The sequence below is a fragment of the Massilia genomosp. 1 genome (assembly GCF_011682185.1).
GTDB classification, from domain to species: domain Bacteria; phylum Pseudomonadota; class Gammaproteobacteria; order Burkholderiales; family Burkholderiaceae_D; genus Telluria_A; species Telluria_A rubra.
Genome location: NZ_WHJF01000081.1, coordinates 1 through 22948 on the forward strand (window position 1 = coordinate 1; position 22948 = coordinate 22948).

At 65.0% G+C, this 22948-nt stretch carries 23 protein-coding genes and 1 pseudogene; 17 read left to right on the forward strand and 7 right to left on the reverse strand.

Going from position 1 to position 22948, the window contains the following annotated elements:
• The first annotated feature begins 332 nt into the window (after window positions 1–332).
• From F1735_RS24285 to F1735_RS24360, 16 genes are all read left to right on the forward strand, one after another.
• Window positions 333–2036 (forward strand): GspE/PulE family protein, encoded by a 1704-nt coding sequence (locus tag F1735_RS24285; RefSeq protein WP_167239319.1) that lies wholly within the window; start codon window positions 333–335, stop codon window positions 2034–2036.
• Between the two features lie 2 nt (window positions 2037–2038).
• Complete coding sequence (locus F1735_RS24290) at window positions 2039–3271, forward strand: type II secretion system F family protein (protein WP_167239320.1); 1233 nt, start codon at window positions 2039–2041, stop codon at window positions 3269–3271.
• The gene (locus F1735_RS24295; RefSeq protein WP_222853063.1) at window positions 3268–3789 is read left to right on the forward strand and encodes a type II secretion system protein; all 522 of its coding nucleotides are present in this window, start codon (window positions 3268–3270) and stop codon (window positions 3787–3789) included. The genes F1735_RS24290 and F1735_RS24295 overlap by 4 nt, the downstream gene beginning before the upstream one ends.
• A gap of 79 nt (window positions 3790–3868) precedes the next feature.
• Window positions 3869–4396 carry a type II secretion system protein gene (locus tag F1735_RS37935; RefSeq protein ID WP_308627977.1) on the forward strand — a complete coding sequence of 176 codons (528 nt, stop codon included), beginning with the start codon at window positions 3869–3871 and terminating at the stop codon, window positions 4394–4396.
• A 97-nt stretch (window positions 4397–4493) separates the two neighbouring features.
• Window positions 4494–5036 (forward strand): pilus assembly FimT family protein, encoded by a 543-nt coding sequence (locus F1735_RS24305; RefSeq protein WP_187364340.1) that lies wholly within the window; start codon window positions 4494–4496, stop codon window positions 5034–5036.
• Complete coding sequence (locus tag F1735_RS24310) at window positions 5026–5640, forward strand: prepilin-type N-terminal cleavage/methylation domain-containing protein (RefSeq protein ID WP_167239322.1); 615 nt, start codon at window positions 5026–5028, stop codon at window positions 5638–5640. The genes F1735_RS24305 and F1735_RS24310 overlap by 11 nt, the downstream gene beginning before the upstream one ends.
• Entirely contained in the window at window positions 5637–6485 is an 849-nt protein-coding gene (locus tag F1735_RS24315) for a type II secretion system protein (RefSeq protein WP_167239323.1), read from the forward strand. Before F1735_RS24310 ends, F1735_RS24315 begins: the two co-directional genes overlap by 4 nt.
• Window positions 6482–6955: an agglutinin biogenesis protein MshP gene (locus tag F1735_RS24320; RefSeq protein ID WP_167239324.1), complete on the forward strand. Its 474-nt coding sequence runs from the start codon at window positions 6482–6484 to the stop codon at window positions 6953–6955. Before F1735_RS24315 ends, F1735_RS24320 begins: the two co-directional genes overlap by 4 nt.
• 911 nt (window positions 6956–7866) lie before the next feature.
• The gene (locus F1735_RS24325; protein ID WP_373888575.1) at window positions 7867–10089 is read left to right on the forward strand and encodes a DUF6701 domain-containing protein; all 2223 of its coding nucleotides are present in this window, start codon (window positions 7867–7869) and stop codon (window positions 10087–10089) included.
• Between the two features lie 174 nt (window positions 10090–10263).
• Window positions 10264–11205 carry an agglutinin biogenesis protein MshI gene (locus F1735_RS24330; protein ID WP_167239326.1) on the forward strand — a complete coding sequence of 314 codons (942 nt, stop codon included), beginning with the start codon at window positions 10264–10266 and terminating at the stop codon, window positions 11203–11205.
• Complete coding sequence (locus F1735_RS24335) at window positions 11202–11927, forward strand: hypothetical protein (protein WP_187364341.1); 726 nt, start codon at window positions 11202–11204, stop codon at window positions 11925–11927. Before F1735_RS24330 ends, F1735_RS24335 begins: the two co-directional genes overlap by 4 nt.
• Entirely contained in the window at window positions 11924–12610 is a 687-nt protein-coding gene (locus F1735_RS24340) for a hypothetical protein (protein WP_167239327.1), read from the forward strand. Before F1735_RS24335 ends, F1735_RS24340 begins: the two co-directional genes overlap by 4 nt.
• 30 nt (window positions 12611–12640) lie before the next feature.
• Complete coding sequence (locus F1735_RS24345) at window positions 12641–13006, forward strand: hypothetical protein (RefSeq protein ID WP_229505932.1); 366 nt, start codon at window positions 12641–12643, stop codon at window positions 13004–13006.
• 47 nt (window positions 13007–13053) lie between these two features.
• Window positions 13054–14826: a pilus (MSHA type) biogenesis protein MshL gene (mshL, locus tag F1735_RS24350; protein WP_167239329.1), complete on the forward strand. Its 1773-nt coding sequence runs from the start codon at window positions 13054–13056 to the stop codon at window positions 14824–14826.
• A gap of 1 nt (window position 14827) precedes the next feature.
• A complete protein-coding gene (locus F1735_RS24355; protein WP_167239330.1) occupies window positions 14828–15718 on the forward strand; it encodes an ExeA family protein in 891 nt (296 codons plus the stop codon).
• Window positions 15715–16797 carry a tetratricopeptide repeat protein gene (locus F1735_RS24360; protein ID WP_167239331.1) on the forward strand — a complete coding sequence of 361 codons (1083 nt, stop codon included), beginning with the start codon at window positions 15715–15717 and terminating at the stop codon, window positions 16795–16797. Before F1735_RS24355 ends, F1735_RS24360 begins: the two co-directional genes overlap by 4 nt.
• 47 nt (window positions 16798–16844) lie before the next feature.
• Here the strand turns inward: F1735_RS24360 and F1735_RS24365 are convergent.
• From F1735_RS24365 to F1735_RS24390, 6 genes and pseudogenes are all read right to left on the reverse strand, one after another.
• Window positions 16845–17093: pseudogene (locus F1735_RS24365) on the reverse strand (RidA family protein); the annotation flags it as partial.
• A gap of 97 nt (window positions 17094–17190) precedes the next feature.
• On the reverse strand, window positions 17191–18288 hold the full coding sequence (locus F1735_RS24370; protein ID WP_167239332.1) for an HD-GYP domain-containing protein: 1098 nt from the start codon (window positions 18286–18288) through the stop codon (window positions 17191–17193).
• A 158-nt stretch (window positions 18289–18446) separates the two neighbouring features.
• Window positions 18447–18620, reverse strand: a complete 174-nt coding sequence (locus F1735_RS37940; RefSeq protein WP_167239333.1) for a hypothetical protein — start codon at window positions 18618–18620, stop codon at window positions 18447–18449.
• A gap of 64 nt (window positions 18621–18684) precedes the next feature.
• On the reverse strand, window positions 18685–19179 hold the full coding sequence (locus F1735_RS24380; RefSeq protein WP_167239334.1) for a hypothetical protein: 495 nt from the start codon (window positions 19177–19179) through the stop codon (window positions 18685–18687).
• A 64-nt stretch (window positions 19180–19243) separates the two neighbouring features.
• A complete protein-coding gene (locus tag F1735_RS24385) occupies window positions 19244–20401 on the reverse strand; it encodes a pyridoxal phosphate-dependent aminotransferase (protein WP_167239335.1) in 1158 nt (385 codons plus the stop codon).
• A gap of 81 nt (window positions 20402–20482) precedes the next feature.
• Complete coding sequence (locus F1735_RS24390; protein WP_167239336.1) at window positions 20483–20944, reverse strand: putative toxin-antitoxin system toxin component, PIN family; 462 nt, start codon at window positions 20942–20944, stop codon at window positions 20483–20485.
• Window positions 20945–20981: 37 nt separating this feature from the next.
• Between F1735_RS24390 and yaaA the strand changes: the two genes are divergently transcribed.
• Complete coding sequence (yaaA, locus tag F1735_RS24395) at window positions 20982–21752, forward strand: peroxide stress protein YaaA (RefSeq protein WP_167239337.1); 771 nt, start codon at window positions 20982–20984, stop codon at window positions 21750–21752.
• Window positions 21753–22115: 363 nt separating this feature from the next.
• On the opposite strand, the gene F1735_RS24400 is transcribed toward yaaA, so the two are convergent.
• Complete coding sequence (locus F1735_RS24400) at window positions 22116–22934, reverse strand: outer membrane protein assembly factor BamD (RefSeq protein ID WP_167239338.1); 819 nt, start codon at window positions 22932–22934, stop codon at window positions 22116–22118.
• Between the last annotated feature and the right edge of the window lie 14 nt (window positions 22935–22948).

A 22948-nucleotide genomic window follows, 5' to 3' on the forward strand; every position in this document is an offset into this window, starting at 1 on the left:
TGCAAGGTCCGCTCGCTCAGCGTAATCACCTCGCAGGCCCGCCACTGGCTCGCTCCGGCAACGACCGCCTCGGCCACCAAAGCCATCACCTGGTCGCGCGGCGGGGGGGGGGGGGGGGCGCGGACCCCCCCCCCCCCCCCCCCAACACCACACACCCCCCGCGGGAGCGGGCGGGGGGGGCGCGCCGCCCCCCCCGCCCCGGGGGGCCCCCAAATTTGCGGCCCCGCCCGGCCCTGCGGGGCCACCGGGGGCCCCCCCCTGCGGGGGGACGACGGTTCGGAGGGGAGCGAAGGCCGTCTTATTCTCTCGACAAGCATTCAACAAGGGTCTTCATGGCACGGCCAGAAAAAGTCCGCCTCGGCGAAATCCTCGTCCAGCAAAATCTGTTATCCGAAGAGCAGTTGGGTGCGGCCTTGCAAGACCAAAAGCGCACGGGCCGCAAACTCGGCCGCGTGTTCATCGAAAACGGTTTCGTCACCGAGGAACAAATCTCGGGCGCGCTCGCCAAGCAGCTCGACATTCCCTACATTCACCTCAAGTTTTACAACACCAATCCCGACATCGTGCGCCAGTTGCCGGAAACCCAGGCCCGGCGCTTCCGCGCCATCGCCCTGGAAGACCGCCGCGGCGTCCTGCTGATCGGCATGTCCGATCCGACCGACCTGTTCGCCTACGATGAAATCGCGCGCCTGGTCAAACGCAATATCGAACTGGCGGTGGTCAACGAGACCGAAGTGCTGGCCGCGATCGACCGCATCTACCGCCGCACCGACGAAATCACCGACTTCGCGCGCGAACTCGAACAGGACCTGGGCGACACCTTCGTCGACTTCGGCACCCTGGCCGCCAATCCGGGGCTGGAGGAAGCGCCCATCGTCAAGCTGCTGCAATCGGTGTTCGACGACGCCACCCAGGTGCGCGCCTCGGACATCCACATCGAACCGCAGGAAACGCGGCTGCAAATCCGTTTCCGCATCGACGGCGTGCTGCACCTGCAAACCGAGGCTGATATCAAGATCGCCACGCCGCTGGCGCTGCGCCTGAAACTCATGTCCGACCTCGACATTTCCGAAAAGCGCTTGCCGCAGGATGGCCGCTTCGCCGTCAAGGTCAAGCAGCAGCGCATCGACGTGCGCATTTCGACCATGCCGACCCAGTACGGCGAATCGGTGGTCATGCGGCTCTTGAACCAGGGCGGCACCACCCTGCGCCTGGACGCGATCGGCATGCCGGCGCGCCTGGTGGAAAAATTCCGCGCCATCGTGCAGCGCCCCAACGGCCTGGTGCTGGTCACCGGCCCGACCGGGAGCGGCAAGACCACCACCCTGTACAGCGCCTTGTCGGAACTCAATTCCGTCGAAAAAAAGCTGATCACGGTCGAAGACCCGGTCGAGTACCGCTTGCCTGGCATTAACCAGGTGCAGGTCAACGACAAGATCGAGCTCTCGTTCGCGCGCGTGCTGCGCTCGGCGCTGCGCCAGGATCCCGACATTGTCCTGGTGGGCGAGATGCGCGACCAGGAAACCGCCCAGATCGGCCTGCGCGCCGCGATGACGGGTCACCTGGTGCTCTCGACCTTGCACACCAACGACGCCGCCAGCACCCCGCTGCGCCTGATGGACATGGGCGTGCCGCGCTACATGGTGGGCAGTTCCCTGCAAGCGGTGCTGGCGCAGCGCCTGGTGCGGGTGATCTGCGAAAGTTGCAGCACTACCTATCAAACCACGCCGCTTGAACGCCAATGGCTGCGCGCCGAACTGCGCGAACTGGCCGAGACCACCCAGTTCTATCACGGCAAAGGTTGCTCGCATTGCAACGGCATGGGCTACCGCGGCCGGACCGGCGTGTACGAGCTGCTGGAAATGACGTCCGCCGTGGTGGACGCCGCCAACCACCCCGACCCGGCCCACTTCTTAAAAGCCGCGCACGCCGAGATGCAGGGCGAAACCTTGCGCCGCCACGCCGTGCAACTGGCGGTCCAGGGCCGCACCACGGTGTCCGAAGCGATGCGCATCAGTAACCAGATCGAGGAATAAACGTGCCGTTTTTCGCCTACAAGGGACGTAATGCCAAAGGCGAGCTGATGCAAGGCGTGCTGGAAGGCGCCGACAGCGGGGCCGTGGCCGACCAGTTGTTCGGCAACGGCGTCACCCCGCTCGATATCACCCAGACCAGCCGCGCGGTCACGAGCGGCGTCGAGGAAGGCTTTTTCGAGCGCCTGTTCGAGAAAAAAGTCACCTCGATGGACGTGCAGTTGTTCAGCCGTCAACTCTACACCCTGCTCAAGTCGGGCGTGCCGATCATGCGCGGCCTGGCCGGGTTGCAGGAATCGGCCATCAGCAAGTCGTTCGGCAAGGTCATCAAGGACTTGCGCGAGTCGCTCGACTCCGGGCGCGAACTGTCGGCCGCGATGCGCCGCCATCCGACCGTGTTTTCGAACTTTTACCTGTCGATGGTGCGCGTGGGCGAGATGACCGGGCGCCTGGAAGACGTGTTCCTGCGCCTGTTCGACCATCTGGAATTCGACCGCGACATGCGCGAACGGGTCAAGACCGCCACGCGCTACCCGACCTTTGTCATGATCGCGATGTTGCTGGCGATGATCGTGGTCAACATTTTCGTCATTCCCCAATTCGTGAAGGTGTTCGAAAGCTTCAATTCGCAACTGCCGCTGATGACCCGCATCCTGATCGGCAGCTCGAACTTCATGGTGCGCTTCTGGCCGGCGCTGCTGGTGGGCTCGCTGATGACGTTCTTCGGCTGGCGCACGTATATCAACTCGGTGGAAGGGCGCATGTGGTGGGACCGGGTGCGCCTGCGCCTCCCGATCGCCGGCAAGATCGTCCTGAAAGGCACGATGGCGCGCTTTGCGCGCAGTTTCGCGCTGTCGATGAAGAGCGGGGTGCCGATGGTGCAGGCGCTCACGGTGGTCTCGCAAACGGTCGACAACGCCTACCTGGCTTCGCGCGTGGAAGCGATGCGCGATGGGGTCGAACGCGGCGAGAGCATCTTGCGCACGGCGGTGGCGGCCGGGGTGTTCACCCCGATCGTGCTGCAGATGATCGCCGTGGGTGAAGAGACCGGCTCGCTCGACGACCTGATGGATGAAATCGGCCAGATGTACGAGCGCGAGGTCGATTACGAACTGAAAACCTTGTCGGCCCAGATCGAGCCGATCATGATCGTGTTCCTGGGGGCGATGGTGCTGGTGCTGGCGCTCGGCATTTTCTTGCCGATCTGGGACCTGGGCAAAGCCGCTTTGCATAAATGAGACAGATTGCCACCCCATCAATGTTGTCAAATCCCCGTGGCTTTTCGCTGCTGGAACTGGCGGTGTGCGCGGTGGTGGTGGCGATACTCACGGGGGTGCTTTTACAACGCTTGCTGGACTATCGCGAACGGGCCGAACTGGCCGCCGTCGAACAGCTCGCCGGCGTGCTGCGCACCGCGCTGGTGTTGAAGGTCAGCCAGTTACGGGTGCGTGGAAAAGAGTCGGAAATCGCCTCGCTGGCCGGGAAAAATCCGATCGACTTGCTGGCCGAAAAACCGCGTAATTATGTCGGCGAATACTTCACGCCCACGCCGGAGCAGGTCGCGCCGGGCAACTGGTATTTCGACCGCAAGACGAAAACGCTGGTGTACTTGATAAGCAGGGAAAAGAAATTTCCAAAAGGCACCACGAAGCGCATAAGTTTCAAGGTAGAATTATCTCGCTTGCCCACAATCCCCGCCAAGCAGAGTGGTACGCCAGATGCACGGACCGTTGCCCTTACTCAAGTTAATAGATAAACCGCCGTTAAAGAATACGGTACTCGTGTTTCTGTTACGCACCTCATTGTTCACTGCTTAAAACGAATTGGAGATTCACATGAAAATGCAATCCATTGCTAAGTTCCGCCACGCCACCCAAGCTGGTTTCACCCTGATCGAACTGATCGTCGTCATCGTCATCCTCGGCATCCTGGCGGCCACCGCCTTGCCGAAATTTGCCGATCTGGGCGGCGATGCCCGCGGCGCCACCATGAAGGCGGCCAAGGGTTCGCTGGAAGCGGTGTCGGCCATGGTACACGGCAAGTACCTGGTCACCCCGACCGCCACCGCAGTGTCGCTCGAAGGCACCTCGGTGACCCTGGCCAATGGTTATCCTGTCGGCAACGCACTCCTGCTCGAAGCGGCCGGCCTGAAAGCCAGCGATTATCTCTTGATCACCGCCGCCGGCAGCGGCGCCACCGTGCCGACCACGGCTGCCGGTGAAGTGGCGGTTGTACCGCTGAGCGTTGCCGGTACCGCCAAGGCGGTCAAGTGCTACGTGCTCTACAAGCCAGCTGTCGCGCCGGCGGGCGCGGCGACCGACCCGACCCCACCGGTCATCAGCGTCGATATCACGACTTGCTAAGCAGTCCCCGAGCGTGACTGACCGACTGGCGCATTGCAACATGGGTAGCGCGGCCACGGCCGCAACCCGTCGCGCCAGTCCATCCTGCCACACCCCCATGAGCAAGCAGCTCCCACGCCAGCGCAGCGGCCAGCAAGGTTTCACGCTGGTCGAGCTGATCACCGTGATGGTGATCGTCGGCATCCTCGGCGCCGCCGCAGCGACCCGCTGGTTCGACCGCGCCGGGTTTGACGCCCCCGCCTTCACCGACCAGGCAAAAGCCCTGATCCGCTATGGCCAGAAAGTGGCCGTGGCGCAGAATCGTTCCGTCTTCGTGCGCCTCGACGGCGCCAGCGTGGCGCTGTGCTTTGCCGACGCCGCCGCCTGTCCGGTCAACCAGCGCGTGCCGGCCGCGTCCGGCGCCAACAGCGGCGAAAAAACCACCCTGAACCGCTGCGACCAGTCCACCATCTGGGCTTGCGAAGGCGCCCTGGGCGGCCTTAGCTATGTCACCAGTCCCGCCACCGCCATGTTTTCTTTCGATTCGCTGGGCCGTCCGGGCGTGGGCGGGGCGGGTTTTTCAAAAATGACCATGACGGTCAAGGCCGGCGCCAACAGCGCCAGCCTGGTGGTCGAAGCCGAGACCGGCTATGTACACTGAGCCCCCACGCCTGCATCGTCCCGCGCTGGCGCGCCAGCGCGGCATCAGCTTTGTCGAACTGATCATCTTCATGGTGATCATCGGAGTCGGCCTGGCCGGCATCCTCAGCGCCATGAACCTGAGCACCCGCACCAGCGCCGATCCGCTGGTGCGCAAGCAGGCGCTGATGCTGGCCGAAGGCTTGATGGAAGAAGTCCAGCTGGCCCGCTTCACCTTTTGCGACGCGACCGACGCCAGGGTCGAGGAGGCCAAGGCGCCGGCCCTGGGCGGCGAGAACTGCGCCAGCCTGGTCGAGAACGTCGGCAACGAGGCCGGCGCCACGCGTCCCTTCGACAACGTCAACGATTACGTGGCCGCCTACGGCACCCCGAGCGCCGCCTTCCTCACTGCGGGCAGGCTGAGCGACGCCGCCGGCCAGGACATTGCCTTGCCCGGCTATACGGTGATGCTGACCGTCACGCCCACCGGCGGCCTCGGCCCGGCGGGGCGGCAAGTGCCGCAGACCGAAGCGCTGGCGATCCGCATCGCCGTCTTTTTCAACAACGTGGAAAGCGTGGTGCTGGAAGGCTACCGCGTGCGCTACGCACCGAATGCGCCGCCATGAGCGCGCGCGCCCGCCAGCACGGCTTTACCCTGATCGAAGCGATCGTGGTGATCGTCATCACCGGCATCCTGGGCGCCATCGTCGCCACCTTCCTGCGCCTGCCGGTGCAAAATTATGTCGACAGCGCCGGCCGCGCCGAGCTGGCCGATACGGCCGATACGGCGGTGCGGCGCATGGTGCGCGACATCCGCCTGGCCTTGCCGAACACGGTGCGGGTGTCGGGCAACGCCATCGAATTCGTGCCGACCAAGACCGGCGGGCGCTACCTGGCGGCCGAAGATACGCTGGTGCCGGCCAATAATCCGGCCGGCGACCACCTGAATTTCGTCGACCCGGCCGACCTGACCTTCCGCGTGCTCGGGCCGCTGCAGGACGGCCCCCAGCAAATCGCCGCCGGCGACCTGGTGGTGGTCAACAACCTGATGATCAGCGGCGACGCCGCCAACGTGTACGCGGCCGTGCCGACCAACCGCGCCGAAGTGGCGGCGGTCGACGCCGCCAGCAAGGTGATCACGCTCAAGGCCAATCCCTTCGCCAGCCAGAACCCGCCGATGGCCCATCCGATGCACCGTTTCCAGGTCACCGGCCAGCCGGTCACCTACAGCTGCGCCAACGGCGTGCTGGCGCGCCACGCCAACTACGGTTTCAACGCGACCCAGAACAGCTATCCGAGCGCCGCGCCGGCGCTGCTGGCGGCCAATGTCGAGTCTTGCGAATTCAATTACACCCTGATCGGCAACACGCGCGCGGCGCTGGTGCGGCTGAGCCTGACCTTGCGCCGGCCGGACGGGCGCGATGGACCGATCCGCATGACGCAGCAAGTCCACGTGGACAATAATCCATGATCGCCCGCCCGCCTTTGCGCCATATGCGCGGCGTGAGCCTGGTCACCGCCATCTTCCTGCTGGTGGTGCTCTCAAGCCTGGCGGTGGCGATGGTGACCCTGTCCACCACCGCGCACACCAGTTCCATGCTGGACGTGCAGGGCACGCGCGCCTACCTGGCCGCGCGCGCCGGCACCGAGTGGGGCGTGTACCAGGTCACGCGCGCGAAAGGGGCGTGTACCACCGCGGCCTCGGGCGTGGCCAGCACCAGCACTTTCGCGCTGCCGGGCGACGGCGGCCTGGCGCGCATGACGGTGACGGTGGTGTGCATGCGCACCATCGACAGCGCGACCCAGCAGGCCCGGTATACGGTGCGCAGCACCGCCTGCAACAGTCCGGGCGCAAGCGGCTGTCCGAATCCCGGCAACAGCGTCGATTACGTGCAGCGCGTGGTGCATGTCGAATTGAGCGCGTCGGCGGAGGAACCATGAGGGCGCGCTGTTCATCATCCTGGCACGCCGCGCTGGGCGCCCTGTGCGCGGCCGGCCTGCTGCTGGCGAGCCTGCCGGCGCGCGCCGATACGCCGATTTCGCTGTTCAAGAGTTACGCCGGACGCTTGAACTTTACCGGCACCCAGAAGACCATGCGCACTGGCGCGAACGGCAACAATCCGTGCTCCATCAATACCGGCACGCTGAGCGCCACCCTGGCCGGCATTCCATCGACCGCCAAAATCGTCAGCGCCCATCTGTACTGGGCCGGATCGGGCTCCACCCCCGACTACACGGTCCTGATGGACGGCGCTTCGGTCAGCGCAGCGAGCAACCGGCGCTTTACCACCGCCACCATCGGCTACAACTATTTTTCGGGCGCGGCCGACGTCACCGCCCAGGTCACGGCCAAGCGCAACGCCACGTATACCTTCGGCGGCCTGTCGATCGACAATGGCAGCACCTATTGCGGGGTGGAGGGCGTGCTCGGCGGGTTTTCGCTGCTGGCGATCTACTCCGTGCCGGCGCCCGGAGAGACGTTTCGTGTGCTCAATCTGTACGAGGGTTTCCAGTACATCCGCACGTATGGCGCCGACAACATCAAGGTCAACCTGAACCTGAGCAACTTCAAGACGCCATCGCCGCTCGGCACGGCCACCGGGCGCATCGCCCACGTGACCTGGGAGGGCGACACCACGCTCTCGGGCGGCGGCGAAAACCTCAAGTTCAACGGTGCCGAGATGGTCGATTCGGCCAATCCGTCCGGCAACCAGTTCAATTCGACCAGCAATATCGGCGCCACCGTCGACAACGCTTCCTACGGCATCGACTTCGATTCCTACGTACTGGCCAGCCCCAAGCTGTTCGCCGGCCAGACCACCGCCAGCATGCTGTACGAGTCGGGCCAGGACATGGTCTTGCTCAACGCCGAAATCGTCTCGGTGCCGAACGTCGACGTGGCCGACCTGTCGCTGGCGATCACCAGCAGCGGCACGCCGGCGCGCGGCAGCGTCATGAACCTGATCCACGCGGTGAGCAACAATGGCCCCTTGCCGGACGCCGGCCCGATCACCGTCAAGCACACCTTGCCGACCGGGCTCGATTTCATTTCGGCCGGCGGCACCGACTGGACCTGCTCGCGCTCGGGCCAGGTGGTCACCTGCGTCTCGCCCGAGCAGCTGGCGGTGGGCGAGGTGGCGCCGGCCCTGACCATCAGCACCCGGATCGCCCTGACCGCGCCGGGCAGCATGACCGCCAATGCCAGCGTCGGCGGCTTGCAGTTCGATAACGACCTGGCCAACAACAGCGCCAGCAAGACCATCAGCTTTTCCAGCGCCAGGTATGTGTTTACCGACAGCCCGTGCCGGACCGGCATCACGCCCGGCAGCGTCGGCCAGTGCAATTACCTGAGCATGCCGACCCAGCAGGCTGCGGTGAACGGCACGGTGTACATCACGGCGATCGACAACACCGCGCTCGACCTCAATTTCAAGACCGTGGTGCCACCCACCAGCACGCCGACCCTGCAGTTTTCGCTCAAGTGCGTCAACCCGACCACGGGCGCCGGCGGCGTCGCCAAGTTCAAGAACATTGCCCTGAAAGCGTGCATCGGGGCGTCCGCGGCGCAAAGCGCGACCCAGTGGCAAGCCATTGCGCTGAGCTTCGATCCGAACGCGGCCACCTCGCCGCCGCTGGCGTTCGTGTACTCGGACGTCGGCCAGGTCGAACTGCTGATGGCCGAGACCGCCTCGGCGCTGGCGCAGGTGAGCACCAGCGGCCAGTTCGTCGTGCGGCCCTACAAATTCGCCTTGAGCACGCCGCTGGCCAATCCGGCCGGCCTGATCGAGCAGACCAAGATGACGGCCGATATCGGCCGCTTCTGGAAGGCCGGCGCCGGCTTTACCCTCGATGTGATTGCGCAAAACTTCGACGGCTTGCCGACGCCCAATTTTGGCAGGGAAACCACCCCGCAGATGGTCGACCTGATCACCACGGTCGCCATCGATTCGCTCAACTACGCCGATCCGGGCGACCCCACGTCGGAAGCGCTGGCGTTCGCCGACATGGCGGTTTTCAACGGCGATCCGTTTCCCCAGGTGGAAGGGGAGTTTGCGCCGTTCAGCGGCGGCGCCGCCAGCGGCGCCAACTTTACCTTCGCCGAAGCCGGCATCATCAATGTGCGCGCGCACATGCAAGGGTCGACCTATCTCGATACGGCCGACGTCACCAGCAACGGTATCGCGCTGGGCCGCTTTTATCCGGGCTACTTCCAGACCGACGTGCCGATCATCATGTATTGCGCCGCGCCGCATCCGCTCGACTGCAAGAATCTCGGCCTGCATTATTCGAAGCAGCCGATCCAGACCGTCGTGCGGGCCGTAAATGCGGTCGGCCAGATCACCAAGTTCTACCAGGGCAAGTTCGTCAAGTCGCCCAAGCTGCTGCCGTTCACCACGATGGGCGGTGCGGTCCAGGCCACCAAGGGCACGCTCACGCCCAGTGCGATCACCGATGCGCAGACGGTGTTCATCCAGGGCGTGGCCACCACCTGGCCGAGCTACGACTATGCCGCCACCACCTATGAGCCGCTCGATATCTACCTGCGCGCCAGCGACGCCGACCTGGTCACCTCGAACCGCGCCGCCTTGTCGGTCGAGGGCGGCACCAAAATCGCGCGCGGCCGGATGCTGGTCGAAAATGCCTTCGGTTCGGAACTGCTGCCGCTGGCGGTGACCATGCGCGCCCAATACTGGACCGGCACCAGCGCCACCAATGGCCGCTGGGTCGGTAGCGCCAGCGACGCCATCAGCATCCCGCCGCCACCGGAAGCCGGCTCGGGCCAGGTGAGCTTGCCGCACAGCGTCGCCGGCGCCCAATTGCGGCTCAGTTATACCCAATGCAAGGGCAACATGACGAGCTGCAATGGGCTCACGCCCTTTCCCGACCCCAAGGCCACGCTCGGCACGGCGTACATGAAGGAGGGCGTGCTCAAGTTCAAGCTGGCGCCGACCGGCAAGACCGGCAGCGTCGACGCCGCCCTCAACCTGCCCGTGTGGCTGCCGTCCACGCCCGGCAGGCTCACCTTCGGCGTGTACAAGACCACGCCGCTGATCTATATCCGCGAGATTTTCTGATGGGCGCGCCGGGGGAACAGGTACGGAAGATTCCATACTGCTATCACTATGCGGTGGAAATCCGACGCTTTCAGTTGCTGATCGCAAATTTCGTGTTAAATCGCGATGAAACTTGAATATAATCAAGAAGCTACCGCACGACCTTCGCGCGCGGTATTGATATAGATTGCGGGCATGGGATTTTTCTCGAGATCAAAGAAGAAGGATGGTTTGCTGGTCATCGCCCTGCATGGCGAGGGCGTGTTCGCGGCGCGCGTCAAGCACCAGGCCGGGGGCAAGCCGCGCGTCACCCTGGCGGCGTTTTATGCGGCCGACAAAGGCAACGGCCCCGACATGCTGGAAAAGACCGGCAAGGACTTGCACGCGAGCAGTTTTCGCTGCGCGACCGTGCTCGGCGCCGGTGAATACCAGTTGCTCTCGGTCGAGGCCCCCAACGTGCCGGCCGACGAGCTGCGCACCGCCGTGCGCTGGCGCCTGAAGGACATGCTCGATTTTCCGGCCGACCAGGCCGGCATCGATGTGCTCGACATTCCCACCGACAAGGCTCAGGGCCGCAGCCAGTCGCTGTTCGCGGTGGCCGCGCGCAACAGCCTGATCGAAAGCCGCCAGAACCGCTTCGTCAACGCCGGCGTGCCGCTGGCGGTGATCGACATTCCCGAAATGGCGCAACGGAATATCTCGGCCCTGCTCGAACCGGAAGGGCGCGGCGTGGCCGTGCTCTCGTTCAGCAGCGAGGGCGGCTTGCTGACCGTCACCTATAACGCCGAGTTGTACCTGGCGCGCCGGATCGACGTAACGCTCGAACAATTGCTCGACAGCGACCATGATCGCAAGCACGTGTGCTACGACAAGATCACCCTGGAATTGCAACGTTCGCTCGACCATTTCGACCGCCAGTACAACTTCATCAACGTCTCGAAACTGGTGCTGGCGCCGACCGGCGCGAGCGGCCTGGACGAATACCTGTCCAGCAACCTGTATACCAAGGTCGAGTCGCTCGACCTGGCCAGCGTGCTGGACCTCGATGGGGTGCCGGAACTGGCCGCCGCCGCGCAGCAGCAGCGCTTTTTCCTGACCCTGGGCGCGGCCCTGCGGGATGAGGAGGTTGCCTCTTGAGCCAGCAAATCAATCTGTTCAACCCGGAGTTTCTCAAGCAGAAGAAGATTTTTACGTCCAGCAACATGCTGCTCGCGCTCGGCGTGCTGGTGGCCGGCGCGCTGGCCATGGTGATGGTGGGCCGCCACAGCATCGGCCGGCTGGAAGCCGAAGCGGCCGCCGGCGCCGACCAGCTGGTCTTGAAAAAGGAGCGCCAGGCCAGGGTCATCGCCGAATTCGCCCCGCGCCAGAAAAGCCGCGAGCTCGAGCTGGAGATCGCCCGCGCCGAAGCCGACCTCGCTTCCTTGCACGATGTCTCGAAGGTGCTGGGCGGACAAACCCTGGTCGTGGCGCGCAAAGGGTATGCGCGCTACTTCAAGGCGCTGGCGCGCCAGGCCGGCGCCGACCTGTGGCTGACCGGGGTGTACATCGGCGGCGACGGCCACCATATCGGCTTGCAGGGCCGCGCGCTCGACGCCAGCCTGGTGCCGGCTTTCGTCACCCGCCTCACGCGCGAAGCGGCCATGCAGGGGAAGAATTTTTCCAGCCTGCAAATGAGCCGGGCGCGCCTGCAGCTTGACGGCAAGGATGCGCCAGATCCGGGCCAGATGGCGCCGTATATCGATTTCACCCTGCAGGACGTGGCGCCCGCGCGCGTGGCCGCCGCGCCGCGCGCTGCCGACGCCACGCCGCCCGACGTGAAGCAGGTAGCGGCCAGCATCAAAGCGGAGGCCGCCAAATGAAAGCGCGCCTGCTCAAGCTGCAACTGAAAATCGACGCCATGAGCGTGCGCGAGCGCGCCATGGTGTTCGGCGCCACGGTCGGCGTGGTCGTGTTCGTGCTGTTCGCCCTCCTGTTCGATCCCCTGCTTGCGCGCCAGAAGATGTTGCGCAACCAGATCAGCCAGCAGCAAAACAATATGCTCGGCATCGATGCCGAAATCACGGCCTTGGCGCAAACGAACGCGGTCGACCCCGACCGCGACAACCGCGCGCGGCTGGCGGTGATCAAGGGTGCCAGCACCAGGCTGTCGGACAGCCTGCGCACCGCGCACAACAGCCTGGTCACGCCCGAGACCATCGCGCCGCTGCTCGAACGCATTCTCAAGGCCAACGGCCGGCTGCGCCTGGTGGGCGTGAAAAGCTTGCCGGCGATGCCATTCGCCGGCTCGTTCGACCCCGAGCCAGGCCTGGAGGAGGCCGCCGCGCCGGCGCCCGGTGCGGGCCGCGCCATCTACGCGCACGGCGTCGAAGTGACGGTGCGCGGCAATTACCTGGATATGGTCAACTACATGGATGCGCTCGAAGGCATGCCGGTCCAGCTGTTCTGGGGCAAGGCCCGGCTCGAGGTCGAGGCCTATCCCGACGCGCGCCTGAGCCTGACCTTGTACACCTTGAGCCTGGACAAGAAATGGATCAGCTTATGAGGCGGACCACATGATGAGCCGGACCACATGATGAGCGCGCGCCACTGGCTGTGCGCGCTGGCGCTGGTGTGCGCGGGGCCGGCCGGCGTCGCCGCCCAGGCGCTGCCCGACCCGACCCGCCCGCCGGCGCGCCTGTACACCCCGGCCGACGACGCCACGGCGGCGCCGCGCAGCATGGAGCCGCAGTTGCAGTCGGTGCTGATCGCGCGCCATGCGGGCGGGCGCCACGTGGCCGTGATCGACGGCGAAACGGTGCGCCTGGGCGAGCAATTCCGGGGCGCGCGCGTGACCCGGATGACGGAAAATGAAGTTGTACTGGTGAAAGGCAGGGAACAGCGCATCTTGCGCCTGTTCCCGCGCACGCCATCCCCTCAGCGGCTTAACGAGAGAGACTGACAAAGAGCATGCACAAACACCGTGTGGACCACCTCGTGATGGCATCAATGATCGCAAGCGCCCTGACCCTGGCCGGCTGCAACAGCGCGCCCAAGCGCGACACGTACGACAACATCACCGCCGCGATGGCGCTGGCCGCCAAACGCACCCCGCCGCCGCTCGACGACGCGGTCAGCGCGGCCCTGCTGCCGCCGGTCGCGGCGCTGGCCGGGCAACTGCCCAAGTCGCGCCAGGCGCTGGAAGAGCGCTTCAACGTCAGCTTCAACAATGTGCCGGCGCAGCAATTCTTCCACTCGATCGCCACCGGCACGCGCTACAACATGCTGGTCCATCCCGAGGTGAGCGGCAACATCACCGCCAACCTGAAGGACGTGACCCTGGCCGAAGCGCTCGACGCCGTGCGCGAAATGTACGGCTACGATTTCCGGATCGAGGGCAACCGGGTCTCGGTCAAGCCGCTCACGATGCAGACGCGCATCTTCCAGGTGAATTACCTGGTCGGCAACCGCAGGGGCAAGTCGAACCTGCGCGTGACCTCCACCTCGGTCACCAACGGCACCAACAACAGCCAGAACAACGGCGGCAACAGTGGCGGCGGCAATAACAGCGGCGGCAACAACGGGGGCAACAACGGCGGCAACAACAATGGCCAGGAGGGCGGCAACAACAATAGCGGCGGCAACGGGCCAAGCGACAGCACCAACGTCAGCACCACGTCGGACAGCGACTTCTGGCTCGAACTGAGGACCTCGCTGGCCGCAATCGTCGGCTCCAAGGACCTGGGCCGCAGCGTGGTGGTCAATCCGCAGTCGGGCGTAGTGGTCATCCGCGCCATGCCGGAGGAACTGCGCAATGTCGACATGTTCCTCAAGGCGACCCAGCTGTCGGTCGGGCGCCAGGTCATCCTGGAAGCCAAGATCCTCGAGGTGGAGCTGAACGACAGCTTCCAGAGCGGCATCAACTGGGCCTCGTTCGCCTCGTTCCGCGGCGCGCACGGCAACCGCGTCTCGACCGGTTTCGTGCAGCCGGGCACCTCGCTGGCGCCGCTGCCGTATGCCGGCGGCCAGCCGGCGGTCATCGGCGACGCCAAGTCCCTGACCGCCAGCACCGGTTTCCTGCTCTCGAATGCGGCGGCCTCGGCCGGGTCGATGTTCGGCCTGGCTTTCCAGACCAGCAATTTCGCCGCCCTGATTTCGTTCCTGGAATCGCAGGGCACCGTGCATGTGCTGTCGAGCCCGCGCATTGCCACGATCAACAACCAGAAAGCCGTGCTCAAGATCGGCACCGACGAGTTTTACGTGACCGGCGTCTCGACCACCACCAGCACCGGCGACAACAACAATACCGTCAGCCCGAGCGTGACCCTGCAACCGTTCTTTTCGGGCGTGGTGCTCGACGTGACCCCGCAGATCGATGAGAAGGGCAATATCTTGCTGCACGTACACCCATCGGTCAGCCAGGTCAGCACGGTCAGCAAGTCGGTCAACCTGGGCAGTGCCGGCAACCTGAGCCTGCCGCTGGCGGCGTCGTCCACGTCGGAAATCGACAGCATGGTGCGCGGGCAGGATGGGCGGGTGGTGGCCATTGGCGGCCTGATGCGCCAGTCCTCGACCGCCGACGGCAACCAGATCCCGGGCGCGGGCAATATCCCCGTGCTCGGCAACCTGTTCCGCAACAAGAGCAACGTCAACCAGAAGCGCGAGCTGGTGGTGCTGATCAAGCCGACCATCGTCGACGGCGCCAACAGCTGGAACCAGGACTTGATCGACACCAGCCGCCGCTTCGACGAACTCGATCCGCGCGCGGCGGGACAACGCTAGCATGTACACCTCGCACTTCGGCCTGCGCGAAGTCCCGTTCGGCATCACGCCGGACACGAGTTTCTTTTTCACCAGTCCGCATTCGCAGGAAGCGCTCAATACCCTGCTGGTGGCCGCCAGGAATGGCGAAGGTTTCATCAAGATCACGGGCGAAGTCGGCACCGGCAAGACGCTGCTGTGCCGCAAGTTCATGGCAACCCTGGGCAAGGGCTTCGTCACCGCCTACATTCCCAACCCCTACCTGGAACCGCGCACGCTGATGCTGGCCCTGGCCGACGAACTGGCACTGGTGCTCGACAAGGATGTCGACCAGCACCAGTTGCTCAAGGCCATCACCCACAGGCTGATGGCGCTGGCGAGCGAGGGCAAGCGCGTGCTGCTGTGCCTGGACGAAGCGCAGGCGATCCCGATCGAGAGCCTGGAAGCGCTGCGCCTCTTGACCAACCTGGAAACCGAAAAGCGCAAGCTGTTGCAGATCGTGCTGTTCGGCCAGCCCGAGCTGAACCGCAACCTGGCGCTGCAATCGATCCGCCAGCTGGCCCAGCGCATCACCTTTCACTACCATCTGGGGCCATTGACGCGCGACGACGTCGAGTTTTACCTGGCGCACCGGCTGCGCGTGGCCGGATTTAGCGGTGCGCGGCTGTTCAGCCGGGCGGCCGTGGGCGCCTTGTATGCGGCCAGCGGCGGCATTCCGCGGCTGGTCAACATTCTCGCGCACAAGGCGCTGATGCTGTGCTACGGGCAAGGCAAGCAGCAAGTGAGCCGCCGCCACGTGCGCGCAGCGGTGTACGACACGATTTCCGCCAGGCGCCGTCGGTGGCCCTGGCTCGCCGCGCTGGCGCTGACGTTGGCGGTGGGCGGCGGACTTACCTGGGCCTTGAACACATGAGTCTGATCAACAAGATGCTGCAAGACCTCGATGCGCGCGGCTCGCAGGGCGGCGACGCGGCGCAGTCCGATGTGCGCCCGGTCGGGCGCGCCGAACGCGCCGTACCGGCCCCGGTGGTGATGGGGGCGCTGGCCGGGGTGCTGATCCTCTCGGTGGGCGGCGTGTATGGCTGGCGCGTGCTGCACCAGCCGGCCGTGGCGCCGGTGGCGCTGGTGACGCCGGCCACGCCGATTCAACAGGCCGTGATCAATCCGCCGCAACCGGTGGCGCGGGTGGCGCGACCGCAGGTGGCGGCCGTGGCCACGGCGCCGTCCGCACAGCCCAAGCCGGCGCTGCCGCTCGAACCGACGCCAGCGGCGCCGCCACGCGAGCGTGTTGCGGCAGCGCCAGCGGCGCCGCCACGCGAGCGTGTTGCGGCAGCGCAGGCGGAGAAGCCGGCGCGGCCGGCGCGCCGCGCCAGGACGCTTGCGCGCGACGAGGCGATCGCGCCGCAGCCCGGCCGCCAGGCGGCGGGCGGGCAGGGTGCCGAGGGTGTTTACCGGCGCAGCCTGGCCAGCCTGCAGGACGGGCGCGTGAGCGACGCGGTGGCGCAGCTGGAGCAGGCGCTGGCGCTTGACCCGCGCCATGAGGCGGCGCGCCAGACTCTGGTCGGGATCCAGATCGAACAGGGCCGCACGGTCGAGGCGATGCGCTTGCTGCAAGCCGGCCTGGCGCTCGACGCCAGGCAGCCGGCCATGGCCATGCTGCTGGCGCGCGTGCAGATCGACGGCGGCGGGTCTGGCGTGGAGACCTTGATGGCAAGCTTGCCGGCGGCCGGCGGCAATGGCGAGTACCGCGCCTTCCTGGCCGGCGCCTTGCAGCGCGAGCGGCGCCACCAGGAGGCGGTGGAGCAGTACCAGGCGGCGCTGCGCAGTGCGCCGGACAACGGCGTCTGGTGGATGGGGCTGGGGATCTCGCTGGAGGCCGAGAAGCGCTTGCCGGAGGCGCTGGCAGCGTTCCAGCGCGCCAGGGCGGCGGGCAACCTGTCGCCGGAGCTGCAAGGCTTTGTCGAGCGCAAGGTGGGGGCGCTGGGGCGCTGACCGGTTTCCAGGCATGCCCGACTCCCTGCCCATTTCGCCTGTCCATTCCCGGCGTGTGGACGCACCGCGGCGATGGCCTCGATTTCCATCATGGCCGCTGGATCGTACAGGGCCTTGACTTCGGCGATGGTATCGGCCGGGTAGGGCGCGCTGAAGAACCGGCGGCGCAGTTCCACCACCTCCTTGAAGTTGCCCATGTCGGTCACGAAGATCGCGACCTTGACGACGGCGTCGAGGCCCGAGCCGCCGGCGTCGAGCACGCGCTGGAGGTTGGCGAAAGCCTGTTCGCCCTGGGCGCGGCGGCATGGGAATGGTTGCGTAGCCAGGCCGACGGACCGACCAGCCCGGTCGCGCTGCCCGGACCAAGCGGGTGAGGCGGAGGCGACAAGCGCGCTACAAACTGGCCAGCTCGCCCCAAATCTGCTTCATCGGAAACCTTAACTTTGCATGGTCCTCATGCAAGGCTTCCGCGATCGCGCAGCCCGGTTCGCTGGTGACGCGCTCGCGCGCCTCGCCCGGGCTCGTGCCATCGGCCGCGCGCAGCACATGCACGCCGACTCCCGCGCCATTCCGGGCGCGGTGCGACACCACGCCCAGTTCGGCATTCTCGAGCCGCACCAGCGTCCCCGGAGGATAGGCCCCGATCTGCGTGGCGAAGTGGCCCAGCACGATCTGGTCGTACGGCATCTCGTTGCCGGCTCCCAGGCGTTCCAGCGCCTGCGGCGGCAGCAGGGAGCGCCGGTAATTGCGCGCCGACACGAAGGCGCAGTAGCGGTCGGCCAGCCCGATCAGCTTGGCGTTCTGCGAAATCTCGTCGCCGAGTTTGCCGGCTGGATAGCCGCTGCCGTCGTCATTTTCATGATGCAGCAACACCAGGTCGAGCCACGCCTCGTCGTGGACGCCGGCCCAGCGCAGCATCTCGACGCTGGCCGACGGATGGCGCCGCACCAGCGCCCGTTCTTCGTGCGACAGCGCGCCATCCTTGTTCTGGAACAGTTCCGCCTGGCGCACCATGCCCACATTCATGCTCAGGGCCGCCGCCGTGACCACCAGCACCTCGGCCGCCGATTTGCCCATCGCGCGCGCGATCAGGCAGGCGATCACGGCCGCCTCGGTGCAATGGCGCACGGCGTACGCACCGGCAATCTGGTTCAGGAAAATGGCGGCCAGCGCGACATCGCCGCCGCGTTCGACGGTGGCGATCAGCTCGGCGGCGGCGGCGCGCAGTTCGCGGTCGGCGCCGCCCTGGTCGCGCAAGTCCATCAGGGTGCGTTCGAGGCCGCGGTTGATCTGGTTGAGCGATTGCAGTACCGACACCGGCGCCGACGCTTCGGCGTACAGGCCGGCCGCGAGCCAGTCGTCAAGCTGGCCGGGCGCGAGCACCTGGCCCTTTTTCAGCAGCGGACGGGCGGCCGACGGCGTGCTGAAAATATCCCAGCGCAGCGGTTCGCCGAACGCCAGGTCTGCCACGGTGATGCGCCTGATTGCCATGATGGGGTATCGAGCTCCGGTAGATCACAATCTGGCCAGACGCGCCAGCGCCAGGTGTCGTCTTTCTTGGCGAAGCAAAAACGCACAATCCCCGATGCCCGGCCATTGCTGTGCAACGCGGACACGGGAAGGGCGGCGACCTTGATCCCGGTGCTCAGTCATTGTGCGAATTCCGACTCCAGTATAGGCGAAATTGCCTCGACCATGACACATTGAAAATAGGTCGCGTCGGATGGCAACAACGTGCGGCGCGAGCCTTTCAGGCCCTCGCGGAACAGCTCACGCTTGCGCCGGTAAACGTCCTGCATGCCGGCCGCGCGCGCCGCGGACATTGACGATGTTTGGCCGCGACGGCGCAGCGCAGGACGCGCCACACCTACCGCTTGCACGGGCGGTTCAGACGTAAGGGGATTTGTGGGTAATTGAAGCGTGGCTGAAGCACCACGCGAACATGATATCGGTAGTGGCATGGGCAATCGTGTCGGCGATGTCGATTGTGACCCTGCCGACATTGACAACACGTATCCTCGGATTCGATTTGGAAGTGCCCCTGTCCTCAATGGCAAAATCACGAACTGCATAGTCGATACCGCTGAAGTTGCCCTCCGGGTCGCCATGGGTCCCGCTGTAGATCGTCAAACTGCCTTCATGGCGGTATTGGTCAACCACCTTTTTGACGTCTCCAGCGGAAACCTCCCGATGGTTGGCGGTCCAGACGATGCGCTCGCCATAAACTCGTTGTATAAAATGGCGCGTGTTATGGAATGGCACTTTTTGATCTCCCGTTAATTGAGTGAAAGCGTTCCTTGCGACGGACGGCGTGAACTGTGTGAAAGCTTTCCAAGCCGCCCGCCAGATGAGCGTCGTGAACGATCGACGCGCTTGTTGCATTTTAGCGCTGAATGTATTTTTGTACAATGTTGTTCGGGAGCGGAGACCTGGGGTCCGCGCTCCATCACAGCCTGGCCAGGCGCTCCAGCGCCAGGCGCAAGGTGTCGTCTGTCTTGGCGAAGCAAAAGCGCACGATGCCCGACTCCTGGCCCTGGCGGTAAAACGCGGACACGGGAATGGCGGCGACCTTGATCTCGGTGGTGAGCCATTGTGCAAATTCGGACTCCGGCATCGGCGACATCGCCTCGTACCTGACACATTGAAAATAGGTGCCGTCGGCTGGCAACAAGGTGAAGCGGGAACCCTTCAAGCCATCGCGGAACAGGTCGCGCTTGCGCTGGTAAAACGCCGGCAAGTCCAGGTAGGGCGCGGGGTCGGCCATGTAGCTCGCCAGGCCATGCTGCATCGGCGTGTTGACGCTGAAGACATTGTATTGATGTACCTTGCGGAACTCCGCCATCAGGCTGGCCGGGGCGGCGACGTAGCCGATTTTCCAACCCGTGACATGGTAGGTCTTGCCGAAGCTCGATACCACGAAGCTGCGTTCGGCCAGTTCCGGATAAAGGCTCACCGACTCGTGGCGCGCGCCGTCGTAGACCATGTGCTCGTACACCTCGTCCGACAGGATCAGTATGTCGCTGCCGCGCACGATGTCGGCGAGCGCCTGCATGTCGGCCGCGCGCAGCACCGAGCCGGTCGGGTTGTGCGGGGTGTTGATGACGATCAGGCGCGTGCGCGTCGTGACGGCGGCGGCAAGGCGGTCCCAGTGTACGCTGTAGCCTTGTTCGCCGAGCTGCATCGACACCGGGACCGGCACGCCGCCGGCCAGGGTGATGGCTGGACAATAGCTGTCGTAGGCTGGTTCGATGACGATCACTTCATCGCCCGGATGCACGCAGCAGAAGATGGCGGTGGTCAGGGCTTGTGTAGCGCCGGCGGTGACGGTGATCTCGCTGGCGGCGTCGTAGCGCGCGCCGTACATGGCCGCGATCTTGGCCGCGATGGCGGCGCGCAGGGCGGGCACGCCGCTCATCATCGGATACTGGTTGTGGCCGGCGCGCATGGCGGCGTCGACATGATCGAGCAAGGCCGGCGCGCAGGCAAAGTCGGGAAAGCCCTGGCCCAGGTTGACCGCGCCGTGCTCGCTGGCCAGCGCCGACATCAGCGAAAAAACGGTGGTGCCGACGGCGGGCAGGCGGGTGTGCAGGACGGGAGTGGACATGGGGCGTTCGGATAGTGACGGAGCAACTATTCTAGCGCAGGCTGGCGGACCCGGTCAGGTCCCCGGCCGGGTCCGCGCCATTCATGCCGGCTCGGTGGCCCCGGCCGCCGCCAGCTTGACCCAGGCTTCCGGCAGCATGATGCGGAACATGCCGGCCTGGGCCGTCTTGCGCGCCAGTTTCAGCAGGGCCTTGTCCTTGGTGATGAGGATGTCGGCCCCGGCATCGCGCGCCAGCTCCAGGAATTTCTGGTCGTCGCGGTCGGTGCAGACCGGCAGGCGCACCGGTTTGGCGTCGGGCGCGAGCACGGTGATGAGGGCGTCGAAGCGCGCGGCCGCGAGCGGGCGGCTGGCCTCGTCGAGCGGCAGGTGCTTGTAGTGCAGCACCACCAGGTATTCTTCGCGACAATCGGCGCGTGTGACGGCCTCGACCGAGCCGCTGTCGATGGCGGCCAGCAGGCTGGCCCAGCGGGGATCGTGGAAGACGAACAGGTCGAGGCAGACATTGGTGTCGAGCACGATGCGTTTGGCTGGAGCGGGTATCATATTGGTCTGTTTATTCGTAGTAAGTTGATTGAATCTTATGCTGATTGTTTTGTCGCCCGCCAAATCGCTGGACCTGGACACGCCCCCGACCACCAAACTCCACAGCACGCCCGCTTTCCTGGACCGGTCCAGCGCCCTGATCGACGTGCTGCGCCACTATTCGCCGGCCGAGTTGGGCAGCCTGATGCACATTTCCGACGCGCTGGCCGTGCTCAACGTCGGCCGCTATGCCAGCTGGAGCGTGGACACCAAGGAAGCGCGCCAGGCCATCATGGCCTTCAATGGCGACGTGTACGCCGGTTTCGACGCCCGTTCGCTCAAACCGGGCCAGCTCGACTATGCGCAACGCAGCGTGCGTATTCTATCCGGCCTGTACGGCGTGCTGCGTCCGCTCGACCTGATCCACCCGCACCGGCTGGAGATGGGCACCAAGCTGGTCACCGGGGCGGGCAAGGACCTGTACGCTTTTTGGGGCGAGACGGTCACAGGCGCGCTCAATACCGCCATTGCCGACAAGGAGGCCAGGGTCCTGGTCAACCTGGCGTCGGAAGAATACTTCAAGTCGGTCAAGCCCAAGTTGTTGACGGTGCCGGTGATCACGCCCGTGTTCGAAGACTGGAAAGGCGGCAAGTACAAGATCATTTCGTTCTACGCCAAGCGGGCGCGCGGCTTGATGGCGCGCTATGCGGCGGTCAAGGGCATCGTGGACGCCGAGAAGCTCAAGGGCTTCAAGGTGGACGGCTATGCGTTCGACAAGAGCGATTCGGACGAGCGGACCTGGATTTTCCGGCGCAAGGTGGAGGCCTAACAAACTTCCCCCGCCCGCCCACCGGTGTTTCGGGCGGTGCTCCGGCCGGTGTCGGCCGGTGTCAGGTCTGACATTCGGACACGCGGCCGGTGTCAGGTCTGACATTCGGACACGAACGCAACAATCGCCAGCCGGTGCAGCCGGTGTCAGGTCTGACATTCGGACACGAACTCAACAATCATCGCAGCTGCGGTGGGATGCCGTGCTAACGAATGTCCAGTCTGTGTCCGAATGTCAGACCTGACACCAGGGGGAGACGCACTCTACAGCTTAGCTCGTGTCCGAATGTCAGACCTGACACCGGCGGTGGGGGCAACAAAAAACCGGGTCTCCCCGGTCTTTTATCTCCTCATCCGCGCCGCATCAGCGTGCCGGACGGCTCGACCTGGCCCAGAATTTCCACCAGGCCTTCTCGCCCGAATTCGGATCGAGATATTTGCTGGTCGGGTAGTTGCGCTCGAAAATGCGCCTGGTGTCGTCGCGCAGTTGCGGCATGCCCAGCTTGTCGTAGTTGCGCATCATCAGGAATAACGCCTCTTCGCGCGCCGGCGCATCCTGGTAGTCCGCCACCGCCGCCATCGCACGGTTCAGCGACGCCAGGTAGGCGCCACGGTCGTGGTAGTAGTTGGCAACGTGGACTTCGTACTGCGCCATCGCGTTGATCAGGTACTTCATGCGGGCGATCGAATCGGCTGCGTAGATGCTGTCGGGGAACTTGTCGACCAGCGCCTTGAAGGCGGCGAACGCTTCACGCGTCGCTTTCGGGTCGCGCTCGGTCGGGTCTTGCTCGTACACGAAGCTGAGGAAGCCGATCTGATCGTTGAAGTTGATCAGCCCGCGCAGGTAGTACATGTAGTCGACGTTCGGATGGTTCGGGTGCAGCTTGATGAAGCGCTCCACCGCCGCCAGCGCTTGCGCCTGGTCCTGGCTCTTGTAGTAGGCGTAGGCAATTTCCATCTGCGCCTGCGCTGCATAATTGCCGAACGGGTAGTTGGTTTCGAGGCGCTCGAACAGCTTGATTGCCGCCTCGTAGTGACCACCCGCCATTTCTTCGCGTGCCTCAGCGTATAATTTCGTCACCGGCCAGTTTTTGGTCTCGTCGGTTTTTTCCGGCAACAAGCTGCAAGCGGATAAACCGAGCAGAAGAGTAGTAGCAATAACGCGCGATAATTTTTTTTGCATAACTTTTTGCAAGA

Bases quoted from the DNA above. Each gene is read 5' to 3' on its own strand.
- F1735_RS24310 (WP_167239322.1), top strand. From the start codon at position 5,026: ATGTACACTGAGCCCCCACGCCTGCATCGTCCCGCGCTGGCGCGCCAG.
- yaaA (WP_167239337.1), top strand. From the start codon at position 20,982: ATGCTGATTGTTTTGTCGCCCGCCAAATCGCTGGACCTGGACACGCCC.
- F1735_RS24285 (WP_167239319.1), top strand. From the start codon at position 333: ATGGCACGGCCAGAAAAAGTCCGCCTCGGCGAAATCCTCGTCCAGCAA.
- F1735_RS24325 (WP_373888575.1), top strand. From the start codon at position 7,867: ATGGTCTTGCTCAACGCCGAAATCGTCTCGGTGCCGAACGTCGACGTG.
- F1735_RS24330 (WP_167239326.1), top strand. From the start codon at position 10,264: ATGGGATTTTTCTCGAGATCAAAGAAGAAGGATGGTTTGCTGGTCATC.
- F1735_RS24305 (WP_187364340.1), top strand. From the start codon at position 4,494: ATGAGCAAGCAGCTCCCACGCCAGCGCAGCGGCCAGCAAGGTTTCACG.
- mshL (WP_167239329.1), top strand. From the start codon at position 13,054: ATGATCGCAAGCGCCCTGACCCTGGCCGGCTGCAACAGCGCGCCCAAG.
- F1735_RS24370 (WP_167239332.1), bottom strand. From the start codon at position 18,288: ATGGCAATCAGGCGCATCACCGTGGCAGACCTGGCGTTCGGCGAACCG.
- F1735_RS24315 (WP_167239323.1), top strand. From the start codon at position 5,637: ATGAGCGCGCGCGCCCGCCAGCACGGCTTTACCCTGATCGAAGCGATC.
- F1735_RS24355 (WP_167239330.1), top strand. From the start codon at position 14,828: ATGTACACCTCGCACTTCGGCCTGCGCGAAGTCCCGTTCGGCATCACG.
- F1735_RS24390 (WP_167239336.1), bottom strand. From the start codon at position 20,944: ATGATACCCGCTCCAGCCAAACGCATCGTGCTCGACACCAATGTCTGC.
- F1735_RS24295 (WP_222853063.1), top strand. From the start codon at position 3,268: ATGAGACAGATTGCCACCCCATCAATGTTGTCAAATCCCCGTGGCTTT.
- F1735_RS24385 (WP_167239335.1), bottom strand. From the start codon at position 20,401: ATGTCCACTCCCGTCCTGCACACCCGCCTGCCCGCCGTCGGCACCACC.
- F1735_RS24380 (WP_167239334.1), bottom strand. From the start codon at position 19,179: ATGCAACAAGCGCGTCGATCGTTCACGACGCTCATCTGGCGGGCGGCT.
- F1735_RS37935 (WP_308627977.1), top strand. From the start codon at position 3,869: ATGAAAATGCAATCCATTGCTAAGTTCCGCCACGCCACCCAAGCTGGT.
- F1735_RS24400 (WP_167239338.1), bottom strand. From the start codon at position 22,934: ATGCAAAAAAAATTATCGCGCGTTATTGCTACTACTCTTCTGCTCGGT.
- F1735_RS24320 (WP_167239324.1), top strand. From the start codon at position 6,482: ATGATCGCCCGCCCGCCTTTGCGCCATATGCGCGGCGTGAGCCTGGTC.
- F1735_RS37940 (WP_167239333.1), bottom strand. From the start codon at position 18,620: ATGTCCGCGGCGCGCGCGGCCGGCATGCAGGACGTTTACCGGCGCAAG.
- F1735_RS24340 (WP_167239327.1), top strand. From the start codon at position 11,924: ATGAAAGCGCGCCTGCTCAAGCTGCAACTGAAAATCGACGCCATGAGC.
- F1735_RS24360 (WP_167239331.1), top strand. From the start codon at position 15,715: ATGAGTCTGATCAACAAGATGCTGCAAGACCTCGATGCGCGCGGCTCG.
- F1735_RS24345 (WP_229505932.1), top strand. From the start codon at position 12,641: ATGAGCGCGCGCCACTGGCTGTGCGCGCTGGCGCTGGTGTGCGCGGGG.